Below are 13247 nucleotides of genomic sequence, written 5' to 3'. Positions count from 1 at the left end.
GGGCTGTTTAGTCGCCGCCATGAGGCGAATCAGTAAACCCGCCATTTCAGTCTATGGCAACTCTGGAGAGATTGAATACTCTTAAAATTATGGATAAATTTTTTGCCACATTAAAACGGCAGAGGTATAGCATGAACGATGCATCCACCGAACATAGCAATGATCCAACTGGAGGCGATGCTGTTCATCCGCCTCTGATTCAGGCATTGTGCAGGGCCGATGCCTACCCGCATGCGATCGTGTCGATCCGGGTGATTGAAACTCATATCTCCTGGTTATTGCTGACAGGCGAATATGTATACAAAATCAAAAAACCGGTTGATTTCGGCTTTCTGGATTTTTCAACGCTGGAGCGCCGGCGATTTTGCTGTGAAGAGGAGCTAAGGCTTAACCGGCGTCTGGCGCCGGATCTGTATCTTGATGTCGTGCCCATTACAGGAACACCGGCGCATCCGCAAATAGCCGGCACGGGGCAGGCCTTCGAATATGCCGTCAAGATGGTGCAGTTTCCTGCCGGGCAATTGCTGAGCGAGCGCGCTGAAGACGGGAGGCTGGAAGTCGATGAGATTGATCAGATAGCCAGGCTTATTGCCGAGTTTCATGAGTCCGTTGAACGGGCAGATGATGACTCTGTTTATGGCGATAGTGATGTGATTCAAAAATGGTTTATGGAGAATCTCGATACGGTCAAGCCGTTGCTGGCCGATGATCAGCAATTGCGCCAGCTTGAGTCCATTCAGGCATGGGGCGATGAGCAATGGCGCGGCAAGGCCGATCTGATGCAGTTGCGCAAGCGGCAGGGTTATGTGCGTGAATGCCACGGCGATCTGCACCTGAACAATATTACGCTTATCAACGGCAAGGTCACGCTGTTCGATTGTATCGAGTTCAATCCGACACTACGCTGGATCGACGTCATTAGCGAGATAGCCTTTCTGTTCATCGATTTGCTGCATGCCGGTCATGAACGCCTGGCCTATCGTTTTCTCAACCATTATCTGCATTATACGGGTGATTATTTCGGTCTGGCTTTGTTGCGCTATTATCTGGTCTATCGTGCCATGGTGCGCGCTAAAGTGACGATGCTGCGTATGGCGCAGCAGCGCAATGATGAGGCCATATGCATGCGGGCACGCGCCGAGTATGCCGTCTATGCGAATCTTGCCGAACGCTTTACTAAAGAAGGCAAAGGCGCATTGCTCATTACGCACGGTTATTCCGCGTCCGGCAAGTCCACCCTGGCCAGTCAATTGGTTGAACGGCTGGGCGCGATACAGATCCGTTCCGATGTCGAGCGCAAAAGGCTGTTCGGTTACCGGATGCTGGAGGCAACTCAGAGTGGCATTGATCAGGGGCTTTACACGCAAGAGGCGGGGCGCCAGACTTTCCTGCGTTTGGCCGAACTGGCTAAAGCCGTGATCGAAGCCGGTTTTACAGTGATTGTCGATGCGACCTTTATTGCCGCCGCACTGCGCAAGCAATTTCGAAAATTGGCAAGCGAGTGCGGCGTGCCATTTCTGATCATCGATTTTAAAGCATCCGAGCAGGAGTTATACAGACGCATAGAGCAGCGGCAGCAATTGAAAAATGATGCGTCCGAAGCCACTTTGGACATACTGAAACAGCAGCTTGCATCGGCGCAACCGTTGTCTGCCGATGAACTGAATTGCACGATAACCGTGGATACCGAGATGAGTAATGCGCTGGATCAGCTATTTGATGAGGTAAATAACATTCTGGTGCCTTGAGAGCGGGCACTTCAGGAGAACGGCTTTAGCTTTTTATAAACACCTCGTCGCCAAAATCGTCATAGGTCTAAAGATTTATTAGATGTAGAATATGAGGCAGATAATTATTATAAAAATGCGTCGTTATTTATGACAACCCAACCCCCATTTGTGAATTCAAGTTTCTTTCGAGACAGTTTCAAGCGTTTTCTGCCTAATGCTCAAGCTGTTGCATTAGCAGTTATTTTAATCGTCAGTTTTTTGCTGATTTATTCATTGTCCGGTTTGTTGATGCCGGTTTTCGCTTCCATTGTATTGGCATATTTGCTTGAAGGACTGGTCAGCAAGGCTGAGAGTATGCATGTGTCACGGCTGCCGGCAGTCTATCTGGTGTTTTCAGGATTTATGGCATGTCTGGGATTTTTGCTGTTCTATTTAATGCCGATTGTGTCTCAGCAGGCCGTAGAGCTTGTTCAACATATTCCACTGATCATCAATCAAATACAAGATGGCATCATGCGCTTGCCTGAAAGGTATCCGCAATTCATCTCGGAGCATAAAGTCAGGGAAATGATGTTTGCCGTTCAGCGGGAGTTGTTGACGTATGGCCAGAGTATGCTGTCGGTCTCGGCGGCTTCTGTAATGAGCCTGGTAAGCGCCATGGTTTATCTGTTTCTGGTGCCGCTGATGATTTTTTTCTTTTTAAAGGATAAAAAAGCGCTGGTGGACTGGCTATTGCAGTTCATGCCCAGGGATCGGCATTTGACCGTGCGCGTCTGGGAGGAGGTCGATGTACAGATAGGCAATTACGTACGTGGAAAATTCGCCGAAGTTTTTATTCTGTGGTCAATCAGTTATGTTACGTTTTCTACGGTGCTGGGGTTGAATTACGCGATGTTGCTGTCCGTGCTGATGGGCTTATCGGTCATTATTCCTTATGTCGGTGCAACCTTAGTGACTTTTCCGGTTTTGGGCGTGGCCTATTTTCAATGGGGGCTGGCCGGAGATGACTTTATGTATGCCGTGATAGCCTATTCAGTCATTCAGGCATTGGATGGTGTGTTTCTTGTGCCGCTTTTATTTTCCGAAGCGGTTAATTTACATCCGATAGCGATTATTGTGGCTATCCTGTTTTTTGGCGGATTATGGGGCTTTTGGGGCGTATTCTTCGCTATTCCGCTGGCGACAGTTGTTAAAGCCGTGCTGACGGCCTGGCCGCGCCTCGGGGACAACATCGACAATATGATTTATTAAAATTCGGGATCAAGGCGAAAGGTGGTTTTTGTTGTTCGCCTTGATCCTTTGCCAGCTTTACAGTATATCCGATGCGTAATCGGCCAGGCGTGAGCGTTCGCCCCGGCGCAGAGTAATGTGCGCGCCATGCGGCCAGGTTTTGAAGCGGTCTACAACATAGGTTAAGCCGGACGTGGTTGCGGTTAAATAAGGGGTGTCTATTTGCCCCAGATTGCCGATACACACGATTTTTGTGCCGGGGCCTGCACGCGTTATGAGGGTTTTCATTTGCTTGGAGGTCAGGTTCTGCGCTTCATCAATAATCAGGAAACGGTTCAGGAAGGTCCGGCCGCGCATGAAATTAAGCGACCTGATCTTGACGCGGTTCATGATCATATTCGTGGATGCGCCTTGTTCCCAATCGCTTTGCCCGGAGCGACTGCCGAGCAGTTCAAGGTTATCGATTAACGCCCCCATCCACGGCGCCATCTTTTCTTCTTCGGTGCCGGGCAAGAAGCCGATATCTTCGCCGACCGGAATCGTTTCGCGCGTCATGACGATTTCATGATAGGCCTTGTGCTCTATGGTCATGGTCAGGCCCGCGGCTAAAGCTAGCAGGGTTTTTCCGGTGCCCGCCGTACCCAGCAAAGTGACAAAATCGATTTCCGGATCCAGCAGCACATTAAGGGCGAAGTTCTGTTCGCGGTTTCTTGCCGTGATGCCCCAGACATTATTGTGCTTGGAACGATAGTCTCTCGCCAGTTCCAGTACGGCCACCTGGCCTTCAATTGATCTAACGATGGCTTCAAAATTAGATTCGTCTTCTATATACAAATACTGATTGGGGTACCATTCGGCGACCAGCGGATCTTCCAGCTTGTAAAAAGTGCGGTCTTTTTCCTGCCAGGAGTCCATTTTGCTGCCGTGCAGTTCCCAGAAATTGCTGTCCAATGCTTTGACACCGCTGTATAACAGGTCGATGTCTTCCAGCGTCTGGTCATTGTGATAATCCTCGGCGGGAAGTTCCAGCGTCGCTGCCTTGATGCGCATGTTGATATCTTTGGACACCAGAATGACTTTAGTACCGGGCAGTTCTTTCGTGAGCGCCAGAACAATGCGCAGGATAGAGTTATCGGCAATATTGCCGGGCATGCTTTCCGGCAACAGTGCCGTCATGGCGCTGGTTTGAAAGTACAGGCGTCCCTGACTTTCGACGCCTTCCGCCAGGCCGTGTTCGATGCGTGATAAAGGCAGGCCGTCGTTGATGGTTTGCGGGCTGGCATCGCGGATCAGTTCATCCAGGAACCGGCTGACTTGTCTGACGTTGCGGGCGACTTCGGTCAGGCCTTTTTTGGAATGGTCCAACTCTTCCAGTACGATCATCGGGATAAAAATATCGTGTTCCTGAAAGCGAAAGATGGCGGCCGGATCGTGCATCAGCACATTCGTATCTAAAACAAATAACTTTTTGTCAGGTGGTGTTTGAATATTCATTTCTGATTTCCTGTAAGTTCCATCAATGCTTGCAGCACTTCTTGTATGTGAGTTTTGACTTTCACTTTGCGCCATTCACGTGCAAGCAGTCCTTGCGGATCAATAAGGAAAGTGCTGCGTTCGATGCCGCGAACCTGTTTGCCGTATAGGGTTTTCATTTTTATGACATCAAATAACCGGCATAGTGCTTCATCATGATCCGATAGCAGATCAAAAGGAAATGCCTGTTTACATTTAAAACCTTCATGGACGCGGACGGTATCGCGAGATATGCCGAATACGACCGCATTCAAGGCGGTAAATTTTTCAATATTGTCGCGGAAATGCTGGCCTTCCTGTGTACAGCCTGGCGTGTTGTCCTTGGGATAAAAATAAAGGACAGCGTATTTACCGCGATAGTCCGATAATTGGAAGATTTTTTCGCCGGTTGACTGAGCCTCAAAATCAGGCACAGGGCTGCCTATGCTGGGTGTTGTCATTACTGGACCTATCGTTTTATGGGTTCAAGGATCGAATCAATGTTCAGCTGATCGCAGAAATCCAGAAATTCCTCGCGCAGTGACAGCAGATGGAGATGCGGCGGGATTAATATGATAAATTTAGTGGAGAATACAGGCGTTTGAATATAGGGCGCCTGATAACAGCTGCCGGATATTTCTTCAACGCCGATATCGCGGTCAAAAAGGAAAGTCGTGATGGATTCCATTACATTGTCGCGATCCAGTGAAATGGTCTCTAACGAATAGGGTACATAATCACAGTTTTTTTCTTTGTGCTCCAGACGTAATTTATGAATTTGAATCTCAAGCCGTTTCTGGATGACATCTAAAGAACTTTCGAGTTTGGCAATGTAATTCCAGTTGCCTTGAATAAGCAGATAGGCGGCTGTAGACTGAGCCAGGCGGGAAGATCTTATTTCAAGAATATTGCATTTACAGTCGCGTATGGCGGGTAATATTTCTGCAATAAAATTAATCTGGTTGTCGCCTAAAGCAGTGATAGCTAGTTGCATATTGTTCTTAATAAGTTTTTATTTGAAAGTTTAACATCAAATGAGCGAAACTTTGTGAACATTAAGTTTTATTGACTTTAAAATAAAGAAATTTTTTTCGAGTCGGCAAGCGCTGATACTAATTCGGATTTTAAGGTTATTTTTTCTCACCAAAGGATGTGAGTATGACAGATTCAGCAAATAATAATCCCAAGAACAATCTAAATGATTTCAATGATGAGCTAGACGCCATGCTGGATAAAGTAAAGTCTTCCCTGGATTCGTCATATGACCGGGAAGATGATGAGGATGCCCTTGATAGATTGCTTCTGGCTGAGGAGCTTGATGCGGAGGAGTCGTATCAGGCAGACGGCAGTAGAGATCACGAGATTGATGATATCGATTTGTCAGACGAATTTGACGATGACTTCGAGGAAATGAGGTTCGATGAGGAGCGGGAAGAAGAATTTGACCCGTTTGTCGATGCCGTCAGTGACGATGAGACAAACTCTTCAGATGATGAGATGCCAAGTGGAATCGAGGGTTTTTTTGAAATCAATGATTTTGATGAGCAGGAGTCTGAAGCGCCCAATCTTCAGAAGGTTGATTCTGTAGATCAAAACAGGCAAACGGAAGCATTATTTGAAGACTATCAAGATAATAATTTTTTTGCTGATTTTAATGCGCCCTCCGATTGGGATATTTTGGATGATATGGGGCTAAAAAATCAGCCTGACATTGATGAAGCTCGTCCTGCTCAGGACACAGCCATTCCGGAAGAAAAGCCTGAAACTGTACTGTCGTCGATTTCAATGCCAGCTCTGGATGAATTTATGGCCAGAATAAGGCCGAGACGATCTAGAGAGGACCGGCTTGAGTTTGACAATGCTGACATGGCGGCATCGAATCGGTCCAATCCCGATCAGGAATCCATTAGCCCGCTTCCGAAAGCACTGAGTGCTGAATTTGAAAACAAAACCAAAAATCCAGGATTCTTCGCTTATATTGCCATTGGTTTGGGAAGCGCCGCATTGATTGCTGCAATCGGTTTCGGTTTAATGGCTTATAGTGCGAAAAAAGAGGTATCAAGACTAAGCGAACGCGTTAACACGCTTGAAGTAGCGGCTGCAGGAAATGGCTCCGTACAAAGTTCAGATACGGAACTGGACGATATCAAGGCAGCCATTGAGCAATTGAACCAGCGAGTAGACGGTATCATGGAGCAGTTGTCAAACAAGGCTCCGTTATCAGCGGAAGCAGAGATAAATGAGCCGATAGAAGGCGTAGCGGGAATAGAAATAGAATTGGATCGGCTTAAAGACTTGCAGGCCAGACTGAATGTCTTGGAAAGCAAAGCACTGACGGAGGATGCCCCCAAATCGGCAGATACAAAGCAGGCAACTGCCTATGCAAAAATGAAAGAATCCAAGCCTCAGGGCGTTTCTGGAAAGACTAATACGACAGCCGACTGGTTTGTCAATTTGATCGCCTACAGACAGCAATGGTATGCCAAAAGCAAAGCGGCTGAATTTGAACAAAAGGGCATCCCTGTTGAAGTGGTTGATGTCAAAGTAAATAATGTTACCTGGTATCGGCTAAGGGTAGGAGGCTTTAAAAACAGGAGTGAGGCGGCCTCGTATGCAACAAAAGTTAAAAAAACCCTTAAACTGACTTCGGTCTGGGTAGGCAATATCCAGGGTTAAAGTCCAGAATATCGATTAAGAGAGCATGAGCAAGCAAAAACTTGTTGTCGCGGTTTCATCCAGAGCCCTATTTAATCTGGATGATTCCCATGCGATATTCCAGACGCAGGGTAAGGAAGCTTTCTGCCGCTATCAGGTCGAGCATGAGGAGGAAGTCCTAGACCCCGGTTACGGATTTTCTCTGGTCCAGAAACTTCTGACCATCAATGAAAGTTGCCTTGATGAACCGCTCGTTGAAATTATTTTGGTATCGCAAAACAGCGCCGATACGGGGTTGAGGATCTTCAATTCGATTGCCCATCACGGATTGAATATCACCCGTGCCGCATTTACCAGCGGTGTTTCGCCTTACAACTATATCTCGGCATTCGGTGCTCATCTGTTTTTATCGGCCAATTCCGACGATGTGGCTAAGGCGCTCGATGCCGGTTTTGCTGCCGCTACGATACTTTGCGGCTCGTCATTGACTAATCCCTCCAGCCAGCTGCGCATTGCGTTTGACGGCGATTCTGTCATATTTTCGGATGAATCGGAGCGTATTTATCAACAGCAGGGGCTGCAAGTATTTGCCGAGAATGAACGCAAAGCAGCCAAAACGCCTTTGCCGGGCGGGCCTTTTAAAGATTTCCTTGCCGCGCTGCATCATATTCAGTCGCAGTTCGATCCGCAATCGTCGCCGATCAGAACGGCTCTGGTGACCGCGCGTTCGGCGCCAGCCCATGAACGTGTGGTCAGAACCTTGAGAGCCTGGGGCATACGTATCGACGAAGCGTTATTTTTGGGTGGCATGGCGAAAGGACCTTTTCTGAAAGCCTTCGGAGCTGACATTTTCTTCGATGATCAGAAAACACATTGCGAATCCGCAGCCCAGCATGTGGCCGCGGCGCATGTGCCGCATGGCATTGCCAATCAATCGGTAGAGGATTAGCACCGGCTTGGATGGCGATGCGATAAGGGGCGATTTTAACGGTAGCTGTTCGTGTCATTAAAAACGTATTGTTTGGACGCCATGCCGGCCACTTCCTTAACCAGTTTAGGCACAAGATAGCCGGGCAGAGTGGCCTGAACTTGCCTCATTAGCGCCAGCGCATCCTGTTCGGAGACCTCAAAGTGCCCCGTCCCCGTCGCTTTATCGAGCAAATGCAGGTAATAAGGGATGATGCCGTGGCTGAATAAACGCTCGCTCAGCTCACATAGCTGTTCTGCCGTATCATTGATGCCTTTTAACAATACCGATTGATTAAACAGCGTAATGCCATTATTTTTGAGTGTTTTGCAGGCAGCAATCACTCGCTCATTGATTTCATTGGCATGATTGCAATGTACGACCAGGATAATCTGCGCCGGACATTGCGCCAGTGTATTGATCAACTCATCGGTTATGCGGGCGGGAAGGACGACAGGTATTCGGCTGTGTATCCGGATGCGTTTTAAATGCTTGATTCGGCCCAGATGCTGAACGAGTCGGGTTAATCGGGCGTCATTGAGCACTAATGGATCACCGCCGCTTAAAATCACTTCCGAAATGCCGGAGTCTTTGTCTATATACCGGACGGCGGCATCTTCTTTCTGTTTGCTGAGTTGCAGGTCGGCATAGGGAAAGTTCCTGCGGAAGCAATACCTGCAATTGATGGCGCAACTGCCGGTATTGATAAGCAAGACGCGGCCTTGATACTTGTGAAGTACGCTGGATTCGGTTGCAGCCCGAAGATCGCCTACCGGATCATTGCTGAAGCCCGGGTAGGCAAACAGTTCGTCGTTGACCGGCAATACCTGCCTGAGTAAAGGGTCATGAGGATTGCCTTTTTCCATGCTGGCAGCAAAGTTGAGGGGAACGCGCAAGGGAAAGCTCTTACTAGCCGCTGATGAAACCGGCAGTTCACTCGGCGATAAATGTAGATAATGGCATAAATCTTCAATGCTATTAAAGGCTTCGGCAAGTTGTTGCTGCCAACTTAGATCAAAGTGCTCTGTTTCGGTTTGTCGTTCTAACATGAAATGGCTTATTTAGAGTTTCTATCGGTAGTGGCCATCTATTATAATGGTTTGGTTTTAATTATTGTTTGTAGTCTCGAGGATAAAATGGCTAGTTATAGTACCAATGAATTTAAAGCCGGGTTAAAAGTCATGCTGGATAATGATCCCTGTGCGATTATTGAAAATGAATTTGTCAAACCGGGAAAGGGTCAGGCTTTTAACCGGGTTAAGATCAGAAATCTGAAAACTGGCCGTGTGATCGAAAGAACATTTAAATCCGGCGAGTCTCTGGAAGGGGCTGACGTTGTCGATGTCGAAATGCAATACCTGTATAACGACGGCGAATTTCGCCATTTCATGGTGCCGGATACATTTGAACAGTATCAGGCTGATGAAAAAGCCGTCGGTGAAGCTAAAAACTGGCTCAAGGATCAGGATCTTTGCACCGTAACTTTATGGAATGATTCACCTCTGTCTGTAACACCGGCTAACTTTGTCGAATTGGCCATTACCGAAACCGATCCAGGCGTGCGCGGTGATACTTCGGGTGGCGGCGGTAAACCGGCTACACTGGAAACAGGCGCCGTAGTCAGAGTGCCTCTGTTTGTACAAATCGGCGAAGTCGTCAAGGTCGATACTCGTACCGGCGAATATGTCTCACGCGTCAAAGACTAGTGCTAAGTGATTGGCGACCGACGTGTTCCGTAGAGCATTTGCGCCTGAGAGCGCAAGTGCTCGCTGAGATACGTGGATTCTTTGCTGAAAGATCTGTGCTCGAGGTGGAAACGCCTCTGTTGAGTCATGGGATCGGAACTGATCCGCAGCTGGAATTTTTTACTACTGAATATTGTTTAGCCCCTCAGAAGCAGACGCTGTTTCTGCAAACTTCGCCCGAGTTCGCCATGAAACGGCTGCTTGCGGCCGGTAGCGGTTCCATCTATCAAATAACCAAAGCTTTCAGGAATGGTGAGTCTGGACGATTCCATAACCCTGAATTCACATTGCTTGAATGGTATCACGTCGGTTTTAAATTGCCGGAATTGATGGATGAGTGCGCCGATCTGATCGCTTTGTTGTTTGATCATCGGAAGCCGCTGATGGAAACACAAAGATTCCGTTATCAGGAAATATTTCAACGTTATACCGGGCTGAATCCGCTTGAGTTTTCATATCGGCAGTATTGCGCCTATGCGCTGGATAATCAATTACCGGAGGCCATCAGCATCTGCGGATACGATCATGCCATTTGGCTGGATTTTATATTCAGCCATAAGGTTCAGCCTTTTTTAGGTCAGAATGCTTTACGCATGGTGTATGGCTACCCTGCCTGCCAGTCATCATTGGCGAGAATCAATGAACATAATCCACAGATTACTGATCGGGTCGAACTGTTTATTAACGGCGTTGAATTGGGCAACGGTTATTTTGAATTGACGAATGCCAAAGAGCAGGGCGAGCGCTTTGACAAAGAACTGAACATCAGGCGGCAAAGAAACGCGCCCGCTTCAGTCAAGGATGAGCGTCTTGTTGCTGCATTACAGGCCGGTTTGCCCGAATGTTCGGGCATGGCCATAGGTTTGGATCGCTTGCTGATGCTATTGTCGGATAGCGCATCAATTGATGATGTGCTTGGTTTTCCTATCGACAGGGCTTAACTCGTTTATAACTGTTACTGTGCTATAATCCGGCGAGTTTTAATATCGGACAATATGTTTTATTAGACGTTTACATGAGATCAAATACTTTTTCACGCTTGCTGTTGCTATTACTACTCGTTTCCCAAGCGGTTAAAGGTGACGAAGAATTCGTTGTTGAGAATATTCAGGTCAAAGGTCTTCAGCGCATCTCTGTAGGCACGGTTTATAATTATCTGCCCGTCAATGTGGGCGAACGGTTTTCTCTGGACAATGCCGGAGCGGCAATCAAGGCATTATTCAAGACCGGATTTTTTAAAGATATTTCGTTGGAAAGGGACGGTTCTACGCTGATTGTTAATGTCGTGGAGCGTCCATCGATAGCAAAAATCATTTTTGAGGGCAACAAAGACCTGAGCAAGGATGATTTGACGAAAGCTTTAAATAAAATCGGTCTATCCGAAGGCAAGGTATTCGATCCGCAGGTGCTCGATAAAGTTGAGCAGGAGTTGAGTCGCCAATATTTCAGCCATGGTAAGTATGGTTTAAAAATCGATACGGAAGTATCAGATCTGACCAGAAACAGGGTCGGCATCCATATTAAAATCTCCGAAGGCCGAGTGGCCAAAATCAAACAGATCAATATCGTCGGCAATAACGTTTTCGATGATGAAACGCTACTGAGCAAGTTTGAATTAAGCACGACAAATCTTATATCTTTCTATACCAAAAACGACCAGTATTCCAAACAGAAATTATCGGCAGACTTAGAGAAATTACGTTCTTATTATCTTGACCGTGGCTACATCAATTTTTCAGTGGAATCCACGCAGGTGGCGATTACGCCTGATAAGAAAGATATCTATGTGACCATCAACGTCAAGGAAGGTGACGTCTATACGCTTGAAAAAGTAAAACTGGCCGGTAACCTGGTCGTTAAGCCTGAAGAGCTTATAAAACTCGTCAAAGTCGGGCCGAAGGAAATATTTTCCAGAAAAAATGCGACGGAGACTTCGAAAGCGATTTCCGACCGTTTGGGCGATGAAGGTTATGCGTTTGCAAACGTTAACATGGTGCCAGAAATTAATGAAGCCGCTAAAACGGTTGATATGACCTTTTTTGTCGATCCGGGCAAACGGGTCTATGTAAGACGAATCAATATGAAGGGTAATACTAAAACTCGCGATGAAGTCTTGCGCCGGGAAATGCGGCAAATGGAATCGAGCTGGGCATCAAGCTCAAAAATTGAACGATCGAAAACGCGTCTGGAACGTTTAGGCTACTTTGAAGAAGTTAATGTTGAAACGCCACCTGTTCCCGGAACTTCTGATCAGATCGATGTGAATTATTCGGTGGTAGAGAAGCCCTCCGGTAACTTGATGGCCGGTATAGGATTTTCTCAAACGCAAGGGATCGTCTTGAATGCCAATATTTCCCAGGACAATGTTTTTGGTTCGGGCAAGCGAGTGAATCTGTCCTTTAACAACAGTGATTACCTCACGCAGTATGAATTCGGTTTTTTTAATCCTTATTTTACCTTGGATGGTGTCAGCTTTGGTTATGACCTTGGCTATGTAACGAGAGATGCAACGCAAATCAACCTTGCCAATTATTCGACTGACGTTATTCACACCGGCGTGAATTTCGGTATTCCATTAAGTGAATTTGACCGGTTACAATTTAATACGGATTTAAAACAGACAAAACTGAAAGATACGGATTTTTCATCCAGAGAAATTCAGGACTTTCTAGAGACAGAACAAGACAATCCGTATCTGACCTTGACACCGTCGTTGGGCTGGACACACGACACGCTTAACCGGGCAATATTTCCTGACAGAGGCGGACAGCAACGATTCTCCGCTTTGGGTACAATTCCAGGCATCAGTGATCTTCAATATTACAAGGTCAGTTATAAACAGCAACATTATTTCCCTTTGGCCAAGGATTTTACCCTACGCCTGCATGGCGAAGTCGCTTACGGGGAAGGCTACGGCAAGACCGAAAAATTGCCTTTCTTCGAAAATTATTTTGCAGGCGGCTGGGGATCAGTGCGTGGTTATGATACCAACACATTGGGTCCACGGGATTCCAGGGCTCGACCTTTTGGTGGTTCAAGTAAGATAGTCGGTAATGCCGAGTTGTTTTTCCCTGTGCCTTTTATGCCGGAAACAAAATCAATTCGGTTAGGGACTTTCTTTGATGCCGGAACCGTCAGCGACGGTTTTGAAATAGACAACCTGAGATATTCAGCAGGCCTTTCAGGCGAGTGGCTGTCACCATTTGGCGCGCTATCTGTCAGTATTGCAATGCCGTTAAACGCGGGTACAACTACGTATCAAGATAATAATGGTATCAATCAGGATCAACGAGATGACAAAAAATACTTTCAATTTAACTTTGGACAAAACTTTTAGAAGAAATTTTAGTTTAGTTAGCTTATCCCCTATAATTTAACTAATACATTAACAATTTTTATCAGCTATTT

Annotated in this window: 11 protein-coding genes; 7 read left to right on the top strand and 4 right to left on the bottom strand. The window is 46.8% G+C overall.

The features are described from left to right. Positions 1 to 131: 131 nt before the first annotated feature. Positions 132 to 1748 (top strand): bifunctional aminoglycoside phosphotransferase/ATP-binding protein, encoded by a 1617-nt coding sequence (locus METLU_RS0111520; RefSeq protein ID WP_036243724.1) that lies wholly within the window; start codon positions 132 to 134, stop codon positions 1746 to 1748. A 129-nt stretch (positions 1749 to 1877) separates the two neighbouring features. Continuing rightward, positions 1878 to 2981 carry an AI-2E family transporter gene (locus tag METLU_RS0111515; RefSeq protein WP_051299886.1) on the top strand — a complete coding sequence of 368 codons (1104 nt, stop codon included), beginning with the start codon at positions 1878 to 1880 and terminating at the stop codon, positions 2979 to 2981. A 57-nt stretch (positions 2982 to 3038) separates the two neighbouring features. Here the strand turns inward: METLU_RS0111515 and METLU_RS0111510 are convergent, their stop codons facing one another. From METLU_RS0111510 to METLU_RS0111500, 3 genes are read right to left on the bottom strand one after another with little or no spacing between them, the layout of a single operon-like run. After that, positions 3039 to 4454 (bottom strand): PhoH family protein, encoded by a 1416-nt coding sequence (locus tag METLU_RS0111510; protein ID WP_027158339.1) that lies wholly within the window; start codon positions 4452 to 4454, stop codon positions 3039 to 3041. Further along, positions 4451 to 4933: a peroxiredoxin gene (locus tag METLU_RS0111505; RefSeq protein ID WP_027158338.1), complete on the bottom strand. Its 483-nt coding sequence runs from the start codon at positions 4931 to 4933 to the stop codon at positions 4451 to 4453. Before METLU_RS0111505 ends, METLU_RS0111510 begins: the two co-directional genes overlap by 4 nt. An 8-nt stretch (positions 4934 to 4941) precedes the next feature. Then, on the bottom strand, positions 4942 to 5466 hold the full coding sequence (locus METLU_RS0111500) for a glycine cleavage system protein R (protein WP_027158337.1): 525 nt from the start codon (positions 5464 to 5466) through the stop codon (positions 4942 to 4944). A 164-nt stretch (positions 5467 to 5630) separates the two neighbouring features. On the opposite strand from METLU_RS0111500, the gene METLU_RS26735 reads away from it, so the two are divergent. Both METLU_RS26735 and METLU_RS0111485 read left to right on the top strand, forming a co-directional pair. Next, complete coding sequence (locus tag METLU_RS26735) at positions 5631 to 7148, top strand: SPOR domain-containing protein (RefSeq protein WP_051299885.1); 1518 nt, start codon at positions 5631 to 5633, stop codon at positions 7146 to 7148. Positions 7149 to 7173: 25 nt separating this feature from the next. Next, positions 7174 to 8076: a 5'-nucleotidase gene (locus METLU_RS0111485; protein ID WP_027158336.1), complete on the top strand. Its 903-nt coding sequence runs from the start codon at positions 7174 to 7176 to the stop codon at positions 8074 to 8076. Between the two features lie 35 nt (positions 8077 to 8111). Here METLU_RS0111485 and epmB read toward each other — a convergent pair whose 3' ends face one another. Next, on the bottom strand, positions 8112 to 9143 hold the full coding sequence (gene epmB, locus METLU_RS0111480) for an EF-P beta-lysylation protein EpmB (RefSeq protein ID WP_027158335.1): 1032 nt from the start codon (positions 9141 to 9143) through the stop codon (positions 8112 to 8114). A gap of 87 nt (positions 9144 to 9230) precedes the next feature. On the opposite strand from epmB, the gene efp reads away from it, so the two are divergent. From efp to bamA, 3 genes are all read left to right on the top strand, one after another. Beyond that, positions 9231 to 9800, top strand: coding sequence for an elongation factor P (gene efp, locus METLU_RS0111475; protein WP_027158334.1), 570 nt, complete (start codon positions 9231 to 9233; stop codon positions 9798 to 9800). Then, positions 9800 to 10780, top strand: a complete 981-nt coding sequence (gene epmA / locus METLU_RS0111470; RefSeq protein WP_027158333.1) for an EF-P lysine aminoacylase EpmA — start codon at positions 9800 to 9802, stop codon at positions 10778 to 10780. Before efp ends, epmA begins: the two co-directional genes overlap by 1 nt. A gap of 74 nt (positions 10781 to 10854) precedes the next feature. Beyond that, on the top strand, positions 10855 to 13176 hold the full coding sequence (gene bamA, locus METLU_RS0111465) for an outer membrane protein assembly factor BamA (protein WP_027158332.1): 2322 nt from the start codon (positions 10855 to 10857) through the stop codon (positions 13174 to 13176). Positions 13177 to 13247 lie beyond the last annotated feature (71 nt).

It is taken from the genome of Methylobacter luteus IMV-B-3098, from assembly GCF_000427625.1.
In the GTDB taxonomy this organism is placed as follows: Bacteria; Pseudomonadota; Gammaproteobacteria; order Methylococcales; family Methylomonadaceae; genus Methylobacter; species Methylobacter luteus.
The sequence above is the reverse complement of the archived record's forward strand: the minus strand, read 5'-3'. Positions and strand labels throughout refer to the sequence as shown.

Coding starts and splice junctions, on each gene's coding strand:
- METLU_RS0111520 (WP_036243724.1), top strand. CDS start 132: ATGAACGATGCATCCACCGAACATAGCAATGATCCAACTGGAGGCGAT.
- METLU_RS0111515 (WP_051299886.1), top strand. CDS start 1,878: ATGACAACCCAACCCCCATTTGTGAATTCAAGTTTCTTTCGAGACAGT.
- METLU_RS0111510 (WP_027158339.1), bottom strand. CDS start 4,454: ATGAATATTCAAACACCACCTGACAAAAAGTTATTTGTTTTAGATACG.
- METLU_RS0111505 (WP_027158338.1), bottom strand. CDS start 4,933: ATGACAACACCCAGCATAGGCAGCCCTGTGCCTGATTTTGAGGCTCAG.
- METLU_RS0111500 (WP_027158337.1), bottom strand. CDS start 5,466: ATGCAACTAGCTATCACTGCTTTAGGCGACAACCAGATTAATTTTATT.
- METLU_RS26735 (WP_051299885.1), top strand. CDS start 5,631: ATGACAGATTCAGCAAATAATAATCCCAAGAACAATCTAAATGATTTC.
- METLU_RS0111485 (WP_027158336.1), top strand. CDS start 7,174: ATGAGCAAGCAAAAACTTGTTGTCGCGGTTTCATCCAGAGCCCTATTT.
- epmB (WP_027158335.1), bottom strand. CDS start 9,143: ATGTTAGAACGACAAACCGAAACAGAGCACTTTGATCTAAGTTGGCAG.
- efp (WP_027158334.1), top strand. CDS start 9,231: ATGGCTAGTTATAGTACCAATGAATTTAAAGCCGGGTTAAAAGTCATG.
- bamA (WP_027158332.1), top strand. CDS start 10,855: ATGAGATCAAATACTTTTTCACGCTTGCTGTTGCTATTACTACTCGTT.